This is a genomic window from Streptomyces sp. NBC_00878, assembly GCF_026341515.1.
In the GTDB taxonomy this organism is placed as follows: Bacteria; Actinomycetota; Actinomycetes; order Streptomycetales; family Streptomycetaceae; genus Streptomyces.
Map to the genome: position 1 here is coordinate 10072471 of NZ_JAPEOK010000001.1, position 16503 is coordinate 10088973.

Here is a 16503-nt window from a genome sequence, read left to right on the forward strand (position 1 = left end):
CGATCCAAATGGTGTACGTCGTTCACATATCTGATGAATGGACGCTCTCGAAGGGACGCACCCGCATGCGTACTCGCCCCCCACGCACACCCCCGAGGAGACGGCTCCTCCCCGCGGCCGCAGTCGCGGCAGTCGCTCTCGCCACCGCACTCGGCACCGCCGTCGTTCTGCCGCAGTCCGCGGGTGCCGCCGAAACCTCCCCCATCGGCTTCGGTGCGGGCACCACGGGCGGCGGTGGTGCGAGTGCCGTCACCGTCTCCACGCTCGCCGCGTTCAAGACGGCCGTCACCGGCAGCACGGCCAAGGTGGTCAGGGTCAACGGCCTGATCTCGCTGACCGGTCAGGTAGACGTCGGCTCCAACACCACGGTGCTGGGCGTCGGTTCGTCGTCCGGCTTCACCGGCGGTGGGCTGCGGCTGAAGGAAGTGACGAACGTCGTCATCCGCAACCTCAACATCAGCAAGCCGCTCGCGCCCTCCGACGGCGTCACCGTGCAGAAGTCCACGAAGGTGTGGATCGACCACAACTCCTTCTCGGCGGACCGCGACCACGACAAGGACTACTACGACGGTCTGCTGGACATCAACCACGCCTCCGACAACGTCACCGTGTCCTGGAACACCTTCAAGGACCACTTCAAGGGCTCGCTCGTCGGTCACAGCGACAACAACGCGACCGAGGACACCGGTCACTTGAAGGTCACGTACCACCACAACCACTTCAGCAACGTCTACTCGCGCATCCCGAGCCTGCGCTTCGGCACCGGTCACTTCTACGACAACTACGTCGAGGGTGCCGACACCGCCGTGCACTCCCGCATGGGCGCGCAACTGCTCGTCGAGAACAACGTCTTCCGTACGACGAAGATCGCGGTCACGACGAACCGCAGCAGCGACGTGGACGGCTACGCCAACCTGCGCGGCAACGACCTCGGCGGAGCCGCCACCGAGGTCTCGCAGTCCGGCACCTTCACCACCGCTCCGTACAGCTACACCGCCGAGCCCGCCTCCTCCGTCGTCGCCTCGGTGACGAGTGGTGCGGGCGCCGGAAAGCTTTGACCGACCCCCACGATCCGGCGACCCCCACAATCCAACGACCCCCACAACCGGAAGAAGGCACAGGGACATGACTTCTCCAGCGACCCCGCGCGCCCGTCGACGCGCGCTGACCGGCAGTCTGGCCGCACTCGGCCTCTCATCTGTCATGATCACGACAGTCGGAGCGCCGCCGGCGAGTGCCGCCACCTGGCCGACGGCCACCGGCAGTACACCCGTGAGTTCGACCATCGCGGTCTCGGGCGTCAGGGACGGCGGCATGGTGCGGTACTACGGAAGCGGTGATCTGGCCGGTAGCGGCCAGGAGGAGGGCCAGGACCCGATCTTCAGGCTCGCCGCCGGCGCGACCCTGAGGAACGTCATCATCGGCGCGCCCGGCGCCGACGGCATCCACTGCGAGGGCAACTGCACCCTGCAGAACGTGTGGTGGGAGGACGTCGGCGAGGACGCCGCCACCTTCCGCGGCGGCTCGACGTACACCGTGACCGGCGGCGGCGCCAAGAAGGCGGCCGACAAGGTCTTCCAGCACAACGGGCCCGGCACCCTGAACATCTCCAACTTCGCCGTCAGCGAGTTCAAGACGCTGTACCGCTCCTGCGGCGACTGCTCCACGCAGTACACACGCAGGGTGAACCTCAGCAACATCGAGGTCACCGGCACGGGGTCCACCGCGCGGCTCGTCGGCATCAACGTCAACCGGAGCGACGTGGCGACGCTGCGAGGCATCACGATCCTGAATGACTCCGGTCGAAAGGTCATCCCCTGCCAGAAGTACAACAACAACACCGCGGTCGGTACGGGCCCCGACAGCACCAACTGCCTGTACGCGACGTCGGACATCACCTACAGGTGAGCCGACACCGGTGAGCCCACGCTGGTGAGCCGACACGGGTGAGTCGGCGCCGGGCCGCCGGGCGTGTGTGCGCCACCGACCGGCGGCCCGCGCGCGTCGCGAACTCCGTCAGCCGACGTCGAAGAGATTCGGCAGGCGGAGGAAGTGACGGATGCGGTCGTGGCGCTTGAGCGCCTCGAACTCGGGGGCCCGGTACAGCGGGGTGACGGTGCAGCGCTCGGCGGCCGAACCGATCCCGTCCAGCAGGGCGTTGACGGCCTGGCGGGCCGAGGTGTTGGCGCCTTCCATGGTGGCCAGATCGATGGGCACGGCCACGTAGTCGCCGGACAGGAAGAGGTTGGGGATCTTCGTGGCCGACTGCGGACGGTGGTGGAAGGTCCCCGTCGGATGGATGAGCAACTGCTCCTCGTTGACCGGGTTAGGGGTGCCGAGCCCGTCCACGGCCGGATCGAGGAACCAGGAGTGCAGCACGGAGTCCTTCAGGACCGTACGACCGGTGTCGTTGAGCGCCGCCTTCAACTGCGCCCACACCTCGCGGGCGACTTCGGCGCGGGTGCACTGCTTGGCCGTCTTGCCGTACAGGATGCCCGGCCGGTCCCACTCGGAGACGTCCACGGACAGACAGTCCGCGACCGTGCCGTCGCCGAAGTCCTTGGGGAAGTCATGGCCCGGCCAGTGCTGGGCCTGGGCGATCGCGGTCAGTGACCAGGGGGAGTCGATGAGGTCGAGGTGACCGTGCAGGATCGGCGTACGTTCGGTCAGATAGAACTGGATGCCGGTCATCCAGTCCGTCTCCAGCAGGTCGCACTCGGCCAGTTGAGGGTCGGCGGCGCGCACGGCGGAGTTCCAGGTACGCCGGGCGTGCTCGACCGGCATGGCCGAAATGTAGTGGTCGGCGGTGACGGTACGGCGGGCGCCCGCCGGGTCCTCCATGACCGCCCTGGCGATTCGGCCCGAGTCCAAGGTCAGGTCTCGTACGGTCCAGCCGAGGTGGAACTCGACTCCGAGTGACTTCAGGTATGTCACCCAGGGGTCGATCCAGGCCTCGTTGGTGGGCGCGTTGAGGATCCGGTCCAGCGGTCCGTCCGCGCCCCGCCCCAGAATGTTGAAGGCGAAGGCCTCCAGCAGGGTGGCGACCGTACGGGTGCTGGCCTCCTCCGCCTTGGTGGCCACGATGTTGCGGGTGATGCCGATGGCGAGGATCCGCTGGTAGTCGTACGACATCCGTCCGGCCCGTACGAACTCCCACCAGGGCATCTGCTCCCAGGTGTCGTCGCGGCGTTCGTCGCAGCTGGTGAGGAAGACGAGGAAGCGGTTGGCGAAGTAGAGGGCCTCGTGGAGGGGGAGGTTGAAGGCGGTGTCCAGGACCGAGGTGAGGGCGCGGCGGATCTCGTCGGGGGTGAGTTCGGCCGGGGTGTTGCCGGGCCAGGGGAGCGGGATCCGGATGTCCTCGCGGCCGCCCGAGCGGGCGAACAGCATTTCCTTGGGGGCGACGAGGTTGTCGTGGACACCGTTGGGGTTCCCGGGGAAGGGGATACGCCGCATGGTGTCGGGCAGATTGTGGTAAATGCCGGGGATGAAGCGGAAGCCGTGCTCCCCGGGCAGGGGTCCGCGACCGCCCGTGCCGCTGCCCGGTACGTCCATGCTGCGGGCCTTGCCGCCCAGGGCCTTGCGTTCGTAGACCGCGACCTGGAAGCCGCGTTCGGCGAGTTCGTGCGCGGCCGTGAGCCCGGCGACGCCCCCGCCCAGTACGGCCACGCTCTGCGGGGCGGCGCCGTTCTGGGCCGCGGCCCGCTGGGGGGATCCGAGGGCTACCGCGCCACCGGTGGCCGCGGCCGTGCCCAGGAACCCTCTGCGTGTGGTGCCGCCCATCGCTACCCCTTACCGTTGGTAACCATCGGCGCACGAGGATATGAGCGACACACCGATCCCGGAAGCGGACCGACGGATCTTGGGTCACTTTGGCTTGATGCCGCATCACTTCGGCGACGCCCGACGGGGTGTGCGACGAAGGCGGTCCGTCAGTGAGCGGCCTGTCAGCCTCTGCCGCAGGCCGCTCACCCCGGTGCGAGGAGTCGGATGAGGAGTCAGATGAGGAGTCAGATGATGAACGTGGGCTGTTCGGCGATGCCGAGCAGGCTGCGGCCGTATATCTCCCGGCCGAGATCGGGGTTGGCGACGCCATGACGTGAAGCGGTGCCCAGGTCGCGCCAGATCCGCTGGAGCGGGTTGGCCAGGGCGAAGGCGCTCGCGCCGGACACGGAGACCAGGCGGTCCACCGCCTCGCGGCTGCGGATCGCCGCGACCGCGGTGTCCATACGGACCCGGGCGCGCTCCGCGACCGTGAGCTGCCGGGCCTCGGCGGCGGCGTGGTCGAGATCGTCGGCAGCCCGGTAGGCGTGCAACTGGGCGGTGTCGACGAGGGAAGCGGCGTCGGCGACGGCGAGCTGGACGCTCGGCGAGTCGGCGAGACGCTCGTAGACCGTCAGGGACATGGGCTTGCGGGCCGCGGTCGCGAGGGTCAGGTCCAGAGCGGCACGGGCCATGCCGAGCATGGGGGCGACGACGGTGAGGGCGAGCATCGAGGCGGCCGCCACGGCGTTCCGGGGCTCGCCCTCGTAGCGGGTGGCGTATGCGCCGGCCAGGACGCCGCCCATGTTGAGCGTCCGGTGGGCCGGCACGATCACCTGGTCGGCGACGACGGTGTTGCTGCCGGTACCGGCCATGCCCGCCACGTGCCAGGTGTCCTCGACCGTCACGTCCTCGACCGGTACCAGGGCGATCAACGGCGGCTGGTCCGCGGCGCTCGGAGCGATCGCCATGGCCACCCATCGCGCGTGATCGATACCCGAGGCCCAGCCCCACCGGCCCGATATGACGAGATCGCCGCCCTCGTTGGTGACCGCGGAGCCCGACGGGGTCAGTGACGCGGCGACCGCGGTGTCGCGGTCCTGGCCCCAGACCTCGTCACGGGCCCGGTCGTCCGCCATCGAGGCGATGAGGCTGCCCCCTGTGTAGATCATCGCGACCCAGCCGGCGGACGCGTCGCCACGGGCCAGTTCGGCCGTCACCTCCATGCAGGTACGTACCCCGGCCCCGAAGCCGCCGAAGGCGCGGGGGGTGCCGAGGCGGAACATCCCCGCCTCGCGCAGGGCACGGGCAGCGTCGTCCGACACGCGGCGAAGCCGTTCGCTCTCCTCGGCCTGCCCGGCGAGAATGGGCACGAGCTTTGTGGCCGTTTCCGTCAACTCGGCGCGGACGCCGGCCTCATCGGCCGACGAAGGGGCGAACGGGGACAGGTTCACGGCAGTGCTCCACTTGGGTGCGGGGATCGATGACGGACGCGATGCCGTGGGCGGCCGGCAACGGCCGAAAGAGGCTCACCGCGTCGACAGCAGAATAGGAAGTGAGCGACAGGCGCCGAAAGGAACATCGGTGCCACGACGGGGGACACGCGTGACACAGGCACAGACGCAGACACAGGCGCAGTCGCAATCGCAGACGATCGGCGCAGCGGGGTGGCGGCAGCGGGTGTCCATAGACGTTCCGCTGCGTCATCCCCACCGGCAGGACCTCCTGCACGAGCAGTGGCGGCGCGGGCTCGGCCACCTCGCCCATGTACGGCAGCTGCGCCTGCCCGACGACCGCACAGGCGGCGTCCACCGCACCCGTGTGGAGCGTCGGTTGGTCGGCGAGGTCGCCGTCAGCCGGCAGTTCAGCGACCCCATCGAGGGCACCTCGGGCAGCGGGGCCATCGACGGCCGGGCCGATTTCGTCGCCGTCCACATCATCAGGAGCGGAAGCCTGCGCATCGAGGACAGCGGCCGGAGGGCTGATCTGGGCCCTGGCACCCTCTGCGTCCGTGACCTCCACACCTTCTGGCAGTTCGCGTACACGGTGCCGACCGACTGCCGGGTGCTCATCCTGCCCAGGGCCGGTCTGCTCGACCATCTGCACCGAACCCGGCTGCCGGCCCTGACCGTCGCCCCCGCCGCGGCCCCGGAGTCGCGGCTGCTGCTCGCCCATCTCGACGCCGCCTGGGCCCTCGCGGAGCAGCTCGGTCCGGAGGCGACGCATGCGGCCGGCGAGGCGATGGCCATGCTGCTGACCGGACTCATCCGGACACAGGCATCCATCGCGACCCCACCCCAGTCACTGCGGACGGCGGCCACTGCGTACGCCGACAGCCGGCTGAGGGACCCGGACCTGGTTCCTGCCACCATCGCCCGGGCGCTGAACGTGTCCGTCCGCACGCTCCATCGTGCCTTCGCCGACGGCGAGACCGTCATGGCCTATGTACGACGCCGCCGCCTCGAAGGCGCCCGCCGCGAACTCGACCGTCCAGGCAGCCCGTTCACCGTCGCCGACGTCGCGGCACGCTGGCAGTTCGCCGACCCCAGCCACTTCCGCCGCGCCTACCGCGGCACGTATGGACAGTCACCCCGGCGACAGAGTGGTGGGGCGATTGAGTAATGGCTACTCATGCCATGCCATAGCGGCACAAGGCACCCTCTGAGAGATGGAGGGGGCTGACAGCCGACTCGGCTCGTCGGGCCAGGCAATCCTTCCGGCAACAGCGAGGGGTTCATGCGCGCGCTCAGCGGAGCCGTGCACAGTCGGCATTGATCAGGAGGACGGTATGAGAGCCACATTACGTCGTAGAGGCGCCATGGCCGCGGTGGTCGCGGCGCTGAGCGCAGGGGGAATGCTTCTGACGACCGCGTCTGCGTCCGCGACCGCTTCCGCGCCCGCGTCTGCAAACGCGTCCGCGCTGCTCACGGTGGAGGTCGGGGCGGCGATCTTCAACGGCCGCAGCCTGGCCTCCGGTGAGGTCGGAATCCCGGACCTCTGGTCCGGGGACGTACTCCTCGCCACCTGCTGGAACACCGGCGAGAACCTCGGCCGCGGAAACCGCTGGTACTTCACCGTCTACGAGCGCTACAGCCGCTTCAACGGACTCGAACTGACCGCGAGCGGGTGGACGTACGCGCCGTACGTGGACAACAGCGCCGCGTCCAAATCTGTCATTACGCACTGCTGACCGGATAGGTAGCGTGCCCTTTCCCACGTGAAGTTGTTGGGCAGCGATCCAGCGCACCTCCGGTGCGCGCCGAGGGGGTGGCACATCCCGTGGCGCGCACCGGAGGTGTTTCTCGGTGTGCGCCCTGCCCAGGTCGGTCGGGCAGACAGCGATCGGAAAGGACGAGGACAGCCTTGCGCGGTGAACTCCGGTCCCCGGGGAGCCGTCAGGGTTCCCTCCGTGAACCGAGAGGGCCTGATGCCCGCCGAAGCAGCTGCTGTCACGGTCGGCCGGCGCCGGCGCGAACGCTGTGACGTGCCCCGGCGGCGGTCAGCTGCTGGAGCATGCGCATCCCTGTGTTCCGCGGCCGCATGAGGAGAGACATGACCAGGAGCCCCGAGAAGTTCGTCCTGCTGGGACCGGTGCGAGCGTGGCACGGACCGGCGGAAGTCAGGCTGGGGAGCCCGCGACAGCGTCTGGTCATGTCCGTCCTGCTGCTCCGCCGGGATCTTCCCGTTCCCGTCGATGACCTGGTCGACGCCGTCTGGGACGACCGGCCACCCGCTTCGGCCGTGAACCAACTCCACATCTACGTCCACCGCCTTCGGCGCGCGATGGAGGAGGCGGGCCGCCCGGAGTCGCCGATCGAATACGTCGGCAGGGGATATCGCCTCCAGACGCCGCCCGAGGCAGTCGACCTGGAGGTCTTCCAGACGACGATGTCCGAGGCGCAGGAGGCACGCCGCACAGAGCCCGGCCGAGCCCGCACGCTGGTCGGCCAGGCTCTCTTCCTGTGGCAGGGTGCCGCACTCGCCGACCTGCCGGGGGAGTGGGCGCAGGCCCAGCGCGTACGTCTGGACCAGATGCACCTCGACGCACTCGAGACGTCTTTACGGCTCGATCTGGATACGGGGATCCAGTACGACATGGCCGCCGAGCTGGCCGGGGTCATCGCGCAGCACCCGCTGGACGAACGCTTCCGCGAGATCTTGATGCTGGCGCTCTACCGATCGGGGCGCCAGGCGGCGGCACTGGAGGTGTACGCGGACACGCGAGCGCTTCTGGCGGAGAAACTCGGGGTCGGTCCCGGGCAGGCGTTGCAGCAGATGTACGAGCGCATCCTGCGTGCCGACCCGGGCCTGCTCGTTCCGGAGAGCGACCGGCGCCCTGCCGTCGTCACCGCCCCACGGCAACAGCCCGCCCAGGCCGCGGGAGTCGTACCGATACCCGCTCAACTCCCTTGTGACCTGCCGGTCTTCTCGGGACGCCGACGGGAGACCGACGAGGTCGTCCGGGTCGCGGAAACGGGACGGCGTCATGGCGGCGGTACCGTTCTCTGCGTCGTCGGGGGATCGGCAGGCGTGGGCAAGACCACCTTCGCCGTGCATGCCGCCCACCGCCTCGCACCGGACTATCCGGACGGGCAGATCCATCTGGACCTGCACGGCTTCGACTCCCATGAGAGTCCTGTCCCCCCGCGCCGTGCCATGCGCAGCGTGCTGGAGAGCCTCGGGGTCTCCGCCGACAGGCTGCCCGAGGACCCGGACGCACAGACAGCCCTGTACCGCAGCCTGCTCGCGGACCGACGGGTGCTTCTCCTGCTGGACAACGCACGCGACTCCCGGCAGGTGCGACCGCTCCTGCCGTCGGCTCCCGGCGCCCTCGTGATCATCACCAGCCGCGACCAACTGTCCGGGCTGCTCGTCCGGGACGGCGCACACTACCTCCGTCTCGAAACGCTGACGGCGACCGAGGCCCGCGATCTGCTCGTACGACGCCTGGGTGCCGACTGCGTCGGCGCCGACGCGGCCGCGACCGAGGCCATCGTCGAACGCGGCGCCGGCCTGCCGCTCGCCCTCGCGCTGATCGCCGGCCGTGCCGCCACCCGCGGAGCGGGCTCGCTCACCGCTATCGCCGAGGAACTCCGCGAGACAGCGGCCACGCTGGACGCGCTGGCCGACCGGGACCGCAGCCTTGACGTGCGTTCGGTCTTCTCGTGGTCGTACGAGGCGCTGCCCCCGGAAGCCGCCCGGCTGTACCGGTTGTCCTCCCTGACGCCGAGCACCGGCTGCTCGACCGCCGCACTCGCCGCGCTGGCCGACCTGCCGAAGGCTCGCGTGCGGGTCGTACTGAGCGAGCTGACGGGCTCCCACCTCGTGGACGAGTCCGACTCCGGCCGCTTCCTGTCGCACGATCTGCTGCGGGAGTACGCCGCCGAACTGCTGGCCACCCACGAGGACGCCGACGACAGGAGTGCGGCTTTCCGTCGCCTGCTGGGGCACTATCTGCGGACGGCGTACCTCGCCGCGCGAGCGATCGCGGTGAACCTGCCTTCCTTGGCGCTTCATCCCGATGCGGCGGACGCCGGGGCCGACGACGTAACCGATCCCGAGCGCGCGCTGTCGTGGTTCGCCCGGGAGGCCGAGGCGCTGACCCAGCTCGTGGGCAGGGCCGGTGCCGTGCCGGGATGCGAGACGCAGACCTGGCAACTGGCCTGGTCGCTGATGGAGTTCCTGCAACGCGAAGGCCGCTGGGACGACCAGATCACGACGCAACGCAGTGCGCTGGACGCCGCGTTGCGCGGAGGTGACGCCGTCGGCCGGTCGCACTCCCGCCGCAATCTCGGCCGGGCGTACATCCAGGCCGGCCGACTGGACGAGGCCGACGAGCAACTCGCGCGAGCCCTCGACCTGTTCACGGAGCTGGGCGACCTCGACGGCCAAGCTCGCTGCCACGGCAACCTCGCACTGGTGAAGACCCACAGGGGGGACCATCGAGGAGCCCTGCCGCATGTTCATCGGGCGGTCGAGCAGTTCGAGGCGGCCGGTGACCGGCGGTGCCAGGCCGCCGCCCTGAACAACCTGGGCTGGACCTATGCCCGGATCGGCTCCTGCCGGGAAGGGCTGAAGCACTGCCGTCGGGCACTCGCCCTGTTGCGCGATACCGGCGACCGCGTGGCCGAAGCCGCCACCTGGGACAGCCTCGGGTACATCCACCACCGCTTGGGAGAGTACGAGCAGGCCGTGGACCACTACCGTCGTGCGCTGGAACTCGACCGCCGGCTGGGCGACCTGTTCAACGGAGCGGAGACACTGGCCCATCTCGGTGAGACCCGGCTGGCCATGGGCGACCCGGACAGTGCCCGGGAGGCGTGGCAGGCCGCTCTGGCCGTCTTCCAGGAACTCGCCCCGCTGGCCGCCGCACAGGTCGGCGAACGGTTGGCCGGCCTCGAAGCCACAGCAGCGGACGCGGTGGGGAATCCCCGGGGCGGGTGACCGGGGACGCACGCTCACGGCGTGATCCCCCGCCTGATCATCGCCTCCCGCAGGGCTTTGAGCGCGAGGTGGGTGCGGGATTTGACGGTGCCGCGCGGGATGCCGAGGAGCGTGGCGGTCTGTTCCAGGGGCTGGTCGAGGTAGTGGGCGTGGAGGAGGATCTCGCGGTGCTGGAGGGTCAGGTCTGCCAGGGCTTCGCGGACGATCTTCTTGGTGAGGGCGCGCTCGGTGTGTTCGGGGCCGGCCACGTCGGCCAGCGCGGTGTCGTCGGTCTCCGGGGGGCGGGCCCGGCGGGCGCGGTGGCCGTCGATGACGAGGTTGCGTATGACGGTGATGAGCCAGGGCCGGATGCCCTCGGCGTCGGGGTCCAGGATGCCCGAGTGCCGCCAGGCCCGTAGGACGGTCTCCTGCACCATGTCCTGGGCCTGATGGGTGTCACCGGACAACAGCCCCGTCGCCACCCTCGCCATGAACATCCCGTGCTTGTCATAGAGGGCACGCACGAACGCCTCGTCACGAGCCCTGTCCCGGGTACCGCCGTCCGGATGGGCCGGATCGGGTTCCCGGATCGCCGCGCTGTGCCTCATACCTTCGTTCCCCCAGTGCACATGACTCGCACATGACGCACGAGACCTGTTGAACGTTGAATGAGGCGACCTTCCTGGATGCCACTTGCCGACGGCTTACTGCCCGCTTGCCGGACCGCGCGGCGTACCGTCAGTTGCCGGACAGCCGGAGGAAAGCGCCGTCCGACCCGGTGCGGCGGGCAACTGAGAGGGGCGGTTCACCAGTGCCTTTGCCGCACCGGTGAACCGCCCCTCTCGGCCTCCATCAGAGGGAGGCGTGTGAACCGGACGGAAGCGCGTGAACGCGGAACGCCGAGAAGTCGCGCGGCCGACAGCGACCAGACAAAACCCAGGGCGACATCGGGCATACCTGCGGCGAGGGTCTAACTCCAGCGGGCCTTCGAGCGCTTCTGCGCCGCGGTCGGGGGGAGCGAGGGCAGCGCACCGGCCTCCTCCAGGGCGGCGCGGACCGTGGCCTCCCGCAGGTCGGGGATCTTGTCGGCCCAGTCGCCGAGCAGTTCTTCCTGAGAAACGGCCTGGACAATGGACAAGGTCGCGAGAATGTCGTCCGTTTCGGCCGTGCAGGCCGGGCATTCACGCAGATGTCTGCGGACGCCTTCGGCCTCCTCGGAATCCAGGGCTGCCATGACGTAGGCAGCCAGTTGTGACGTCTCCTGCTCGCATTTCACGCTGCGGTCTCCTGGCATGGTGTCCGTTCCCGGGCGACTCGATTGCTCTACGGAGAGGCGGCCAGAAAGGTTCATGACGAAACCGAACCCCCAGGTCACGGCAGACCGGCCGGTCGGTCGAAGGCATGAGGGGTGCCGTCGACGACGGTGGTCACCGCGATACGAGCGTGCGGCCGGGGAGCTTCACACCGTGCGGCGTCAGTGCGACGCCGGGAACCGCTCGATGTTGGCCTCCACCCACGTGCGCAGGTGGGCGAGAGGACGGCAGGCGTCCTCGCCGAGCGGGGTCAGGCTGTACTCGACGCGAGGCGGCACTTCCGGGAAGATCTCACGGTGGACCAGGCCATGGTCCTCCAGACGGCGCAGGGTCTGGGTGAGAACCTTGGGGCTCACTCCCTGCAGCCGCGCCCGCAGTGCTCCGAAGCGCTCCGGCCCGTCCTCCAGGGCGCCCAGAGCGAGGGCGCTCCACTTGTTGGCCAGCAGATCGAGCATGTCGCGGCAGGGGCAGGCGGCAAGGTAGACGCTTTTGGGGTCGTCGCAGAGGTCCGCTGTCGTCGTCATACAGCAACAGTACCCGATGGGAACCAGGTGCCCTTGCGGGTAACCACTATCTATTTCGTACTGTCGCTGACGTGGCAGAAGCCACGGATCGCCCCGATCATGGCTCCTTGATTCCATGAACGTTTAGATCACACACATCTGCTGAAAGGCCGGACCGTCATGAACGACAGGCACGACACGCGCGACATCCCCGAGACGATGCCCGCTGTCGCTTATTACAAGTCGCTGCCCATCGATGATGCCGAGAGCCTGGTCGATGTCAGCCTGCCCACTCCGAAGGCGGGGCCCCGCGACGTACTGGTGCGGGTGGAGGCTGTCGCCGTCAACCCGGTGGACTACAAGCTCCGGCAGAACGTCGATCCGGGCGGTGAGCCGAAGGTGCTCGGCTGGGACGCCGCCGGAACCGTCGTCGCCGTCGGCGACGAGGTGGAACTCTTCTCGGTGGGCGACGAGGTGTTCTACGCCGGTGCGCTCGACCGTCCCGGTGCCAACTCCCGCTACCACGCGGTCGACGAGCGCATCGTCGGACGCAAGCCCGCCAAGCTCTCCTTCGCCGAGGCCGCCGCGCTGCCGCTGACCTCGCTCACGGCCTGGGAGGGGCTGTTCGAGCGGCTGGGCCTGCGTACGGGGGCCCTGGAGCAGACCGGTGCCCTGCTGATCACCGCGGCCGCGGGCGGCGTGGGGTCCATCACCGCGCAACTGGCGCGCGCCCTGACCAGCCTCACCGTCATCGGTACGGCGTCGCGCCCCGAGAGCGTCGACTTCGCGCGCCGGATGGGCGCCCACCACGTGATCGACCACCGCAAGCCGCTGACACCGCAGCTGGCCGAAGTGGCGCCGCACGGCATCGACTTCGTCTTCAGCACCACGGCGACCGATCACAACCTGACCGCGTACGCCGAGGCGCTCACCCCCTTCGGCCGGATCCTCGCCATCGACGACTTCGACTCCCTGCCCATCGGAGTGCTCAAGGCGAAGAGCATCTCCTTCCACTGGGAGTTCATGTACACGCGGTCGATGTTCCGCACGGCCGACCTGAGCGCGCAGCACCACATCCTCACCCAGGTCGCCCGCCTGATCGACGCCGGCATCCTCACCACCACGGCCACCAACGACCTCGGCCCGATCAACGCCGCCAACCTCCGCGAGGCCCACCGCATCCAGGAGACCGGCGCCGCCATCGGAAAGACCACCCTCACCGGGTTCTGATCGACGTACGAGGTTCCGCGGGCGACAGGGCCTAGCCTGACCGCCCGCGGCATCAGCTCCGTAGAACACGCAGACCCACAGGCCGAAAGATGAAAGAGGACGTCATGCACTTCCGGCTCCTCGGCCCCCTCGAGCTGGTTTCCGAGCGCGGTGCCGTCGTGCTTCCAGGCGTCCTCTCCCGTGCGATCGTCGCGCGGCTGCTCCTGGCCCAGGGAGCGGTCGTGCAGCGTGACACGCTCATCGACGACCTGTGGGCGGAGCGCGAGGCGAAGGATCCGGTCAACGCCCTCCAGGTGCAGGTGACCAAACTCCGCGCGGCCTTCGCGGCGCAGGGCGAGGGCGAGCGTCTGCTGTCGCGTCACGGGGGATACCAGGTCGTCCTGAGACCGGAGGACGAACTCGACACGGTCCCCTTCGAGGCCTCGATCCGCCAGGGACACGACCACCTGAGGGCCGGTGCCCACCAGGACGCGGAAACAGCCTTGAGACAGGGGCTGTCGTTGTGGCGTGGGCGCCCTCTGGACGATCTCGAAGGCCGGGTCTTCGGGTCGGAGCGGTCGCGCCTGGAGGACCTGCGGCTGGCCGCGCTGGAGGACGCCGCGGCGGCGGGACTGGAGTTGGGGCGGGCGGAACAACTGGTGCCGGAGCTGAAGGCGTTGGTGGCTGTTTCGCCGTTGCGGGAGCGGTTGCGCGGGCGGCTGATGCTGGCGCTGTACCGGTCGGGGCGGGTCGCCGAGGCGTTGGAGGTGTACGAGGAGGGGCGCCGGTTGTTGAGGGCGGAGCTGGGGGTTGTTCCGTCGTTGGAACTGCGGTCGTTGCACGCGGCGTTGGTGCGGCAGGATCCGTCGGTTCTGGCGTCGGCCACGGCGCAGCACATACGTGTAGGCGTCCGGCCGGCACCGGTGGAGGGCAATCTGCGGCGCCCGTTGGGCCCGTTCGTCGGGCGGCGGGGGGACCTGGAGGGGCTCTGCGGGGCGGTCACCAGGGAGCGGCTGGTCACGGTGGTGGGGCCCGGGGGAGTGGGCAAGACGCGGCTGGTACTGGAGGCCTGCGCGGTACTGCAGTCCTCGGGTGCGGGTGTGTGGTGGGTGGATCTGGCCTCGACCGATGAAGCGGGCGTTCTGCCCGCGGTCGCCGCTGCCCTGGGTCTGTCGGACGCGTCGGTCCGGCCGGATCAGCCCCCGCACGACTATGTGCGCCGACTGGCCTCGTTCTTCGCGGGACGGGATGCCGTCCTCGCACTCGACAACTGTGAGCATGTGCTGGACGCGGTCGCGCCGTTGGCGGGAACCCTGCTGGGCAGGTGTCCTTCGCTGACGGTCGTCACCACGAGCCGGGCGCCGCTGGGAACGCAGGGCGAGGTGCTCCACCAGCTCGCGCCGATGCCGGAGGCGGAGGCCGCGGACCTGTTCGCCGCGCGCGCCGTGATGATCGATCCGTCGTTCTCCGCGGATGAGGCGGGAGCGCGGGACATCCGTTCGTTGTGCCGCCGCTTGGACGGTCTGCCGTTGGCGGTCGAACTGGCCGCCGCCCACGTGCGGTTGCTGTCGGTGCGCGAGATCGAGGCCCGTCTGGACAACCGCTTCGCGTTACTGACGAAGGGGGAACGGACGGCACCGGCGCGTCACCGTACGCTGCGTGGCGTACTGGACTGGAGTTACGCGCTGCTCGACGTGACCGAGCAGCGGGTGCTGACGGAACTCGCCCTGTACGTCGGAGGCTGCTCCGTCGAGGTCGCGGAGACCGCGGTCGCACTCGACAAGGAGCGCGGGCACGAGCTGTTGCACGTCCTGGCGCAACTGGTCGACAAATCCCTCCTCTTCTCCGTGCCCACGCCCTACGGCAATCGGCTGCGCATGCTGGAGACGGTCCGTGAGTACGCGCTGGCCCGGCTCCGGGACGAGGGAAGGGCGGCCGACGCGGAGGAACGCCTCATGGCATGGGCCCTGCGCTTCGTGCGCGAGGGCGCTGACGGAGTGGCATCCGGCGACCAGCGTGAGTGGGTCAGACGGCTCACCGCGGAGACCGCCAACATCAGAGCGGCCTCGGATCTGATGATGGACACGTCGAGGACGGCTCAGGCCCTGTGGCTGGAGGCACGGCTGGGCTACTACTGGCACATCAGCGGCCGTGAGGAAGAAGGAACCGACCGCCTCCTGCGCAGCCTTCAGGCCTACGACGCCGCGGCAGGGCAGCGGTCCGCCGAGCTCACCGCGGAGGACGAACGAGCGCTGTTCTACACCCTTGCCTGGCTCGTCTGGCTCCATCACGTGGTCGGTCGGTACGCGGAGTCCCGCACCTTTATCGACCGGTTCAGGACGGCATGGCGTGAGGCGAAGAACCCCGACCTCGCTGTCCTGGGGCCCTGTTTCGAGCCGCTCCACGTCATGCTCAGCGGGCAGGACGACGTGGATGAACTCTTCGCGTCGGCAGCGGAGGGCATCGAGGGCACCGAGTTCCACTGGGACCGAGCGGTCTTCCAGGTGAACTGGTCGACCCACTGCCTCCAGCACGGGGACGTCGAAGGTGCCCGCAGCCATGGACTGGCCGCCGTCGCGGCAGCGCGCGCCGCCTCCGACGACTTCGCGCGAGCGTTCTCCCTCATTCCCAGCGGCGACGCGGAGGAGAGCGGCGGCCTCCGCGACCGTGCCCGCGAGCACTGGACCGAAGCGGCACGCATTTTTCAGCACATCGGCGCGCGTGCTCTCTACGCGTACACCGCACTGAGGATCACGTGTCTGGACATCGCGGAAGGAGCGTTCGGTACGGCCGGGGAACGGCTGTCGGAGCTGGTTCGGCTCGCGGACGAACTGAGCGCGGACGATCTCCGAGCCGCGACAGCCATCCTGCGCGCGGTGCTCGCGGTCCACGGCGGTCGCCTCTCCGACGCCCGGACGATCTTCAGCGGTGTCTGGAACAGCCCCATGGCGCCGCTCGACCGCAGAGCGGTCTCCGCCGTCGGCCTGGCGGTCGTGGCGACGTTCGGCGGGTCCGTTCCCCCGGCGTCCGACGACGCCCGGGTGTGGCTGGACCGCGCGCATCAGGCCCACGACCGGGTGCTCGAACCGCTGGCCCGCCGTGCGGTGGGCGTTCTGCTGGACAGGCTGGACGCCAGTCACCGGCCCGGTCCGGGCGACGAGACCGGGGCGGACCGGGTCCACGAATGGCTCTCCGGCAACTCTTTCGTCATGGGCTGCTTCAGCGGAGTGCTGAACGGCCCGGGCCGGCACCGGTGATCCGCGGGCGCCGACCGGGGCTGTGAACCCCTTCATGGG

Annotated in this window: 12 protein-coding genes; 7 read left to right on the forward strand and 5 right to left on the reverse strand. The window is 69.5% G+C overall.

Annotated elements, in window-relative coordinates; translation table 11 throughout:
* The first annotated feature begins 65 nt into the window (after positions 1–65).
* Positions 66–1058, forward strand: coding sequence for a polysaccharide lyase family 1 protein (locus tag OHA11_RS43935; protein WP_266506605.1), 993 nt, complete (start codon positions 66–68; stop codon positions 1056–1058).
* Positions 1059–1125: 67 nt separating this feature from the next.
* Entirely contained in the window at positions 1126–1908 is a 783-nt protein-coding gene (locus tag OHA11_RS43940; protein WP_266506607.1) for a pectate lyase, read from the forward strand.
* A 108-nt stretch (positions 1909–2016) separates the two neighbouring features.
* Here the strand turns inward: OHA11_RS43940 and OHA11_RS43945 are convergent, their stop codons facing one another.
* A complete protein-coding gene (locus OHA11_RS43945; RefSeq protein ID WP_266506609.1) occupies positions 2017–3780 on the reverse strand; it encodes an FAD-dependent oxidoreductase in 1764 nt (587 codons plus the stop codon).
* Positions 3781–4007: 227 nt separating this feature from the next.
* Positions 4008–5213 carry an acyl-CoA dehydrogenase family protein gene (locus OHA11_RS43950; protein ID WP_266506611.1) on the reverse strand — a complete coding sequence of 402 codons (1206 nt, stop codon included), beginning with the start codon at positions 5211–5213 and terminating at the stop codon, positions 4008–4010.
* Positions 5214–5364: 151 nt separating this feature from the next.
* Between OHA11_RS43950 and OHA11_RS43955 the strand changes: the two genes are divergently transcribed.
* The 3 genes from OHA11_RS43955 (at position 5365) to OHA11_RS43965 (ending at position 10203) form a co-directional block, all read left to right on the forward strand.
* Positions 5365–6381, forward strand: coding sequence for a helix-turn-helix domain-containing protein (locus OHA11_RS43955; RefSeq protein ID WP_266506613.1), 1017 nt, complete (start codon positions 5365–5367; stop codon positions 6379–6381).
* A gap of 166 nt (positions 6382–6547) precedes the next feature.
* The gene (locus OHA11_RS43960) at positions 6548–6949 is read left to right on the forward strand and encodes a hypothetical protein (RefSeq protein ID WP_266506615.1); all 402 of its coding nucleotides are present in this window, start codon (positions 6548–6550) and stop codon (positions 6947–6949) included.
* A gap of 362 nt (positions 6950–7311) precedes the next feature.
* Complete coding sequence (locus tag OHA11_RS43965) at positions 7312–10203, forward strand: BTAD domain-containing putative transcriptional regulator (protein ID WP_266506617.1); 2892 nt, start codon at positions 7312–7314, stop codon at positions 10201–10203.
* A gap of 14 nt (positions 10204–10217) precedes the next feature.
* On the opposite strand, the gene OHA11_RS43970 is transcribed toward OHA11_RS43965, so the two are convergent.
* The 3 genes from OHA11_RS43970 to OHA11_RS43980 all read right to left on the reverse strand — a co-directional run bounded on the left by OHA11_RS43970 (position 10218) and on the right by OHA11_RS43980 (position 12019).
* Positions 10218–10790 (reverse strand): sigma-70 family RNA polymerase sigma factor, encoded by a 573-nt coding sequence (locus OHA11_RS43970; protein ID WP_266506619.1) that lies wholly within the window; start codon positions 10788–10790, stop codon positions 10218–10220.
* Between the two features lie 362 nt (positions 10791–11152).
* A complete protein-coding gene (locus OHA11_RS43975) occupies positions 11153–11458 on the reverse strand; it encodes an anti-sigma factor (protein WP_266506621.1) in 306 nt (101 codons plus the stop codon).
* A gap of 198 nt (positions 11459–11656) precedes the next feature.
* Positions 11657–12019 carry a helix-turn-helix domain-containing protein gene (locus OHA11_RS43980; RefSeq protein WP_323186743.1) on the reverse strand — a complete coding sequence of 121 codons (363 nt, stop codon included), beginning with the start codon at positions 12017–12019 and terminating at the stop codon, positions 11657–11659.
* 198 nt (positions 12020–12217) lie between these two features.
* On the opposite strand from OHA11_RS43980, the gene OHA11_RS43985 reads away from it, so the two are divergent.
* Positions 12218–13228 carry a zinc-binding alcohol dehydrogenase family protein gene (locus tag OHA11_RS43985; protein ID WP_353962978.1) on the forward strand — a complete coding sequence of 337 codons (1011 nt, stop codon included), beginning with the start codon at positions 12218–12220 and terminating at the stop codon, positions 13226–13228.
* A gap of 89 nt (positions 13229–13317) precedes the next feature.
* A complete protein-coding gene (locus OHA11_RS43990; RefSeq protein WP_266506625.1) occupies positions 13318–16464 on the forward strand; it encodes a BTAD domain-containing putative transcriptional regulator in 3147 nt (1048 codons plus the stop codon).
* Positions 16465–16503: the final 39 nt, after the last annotated feature.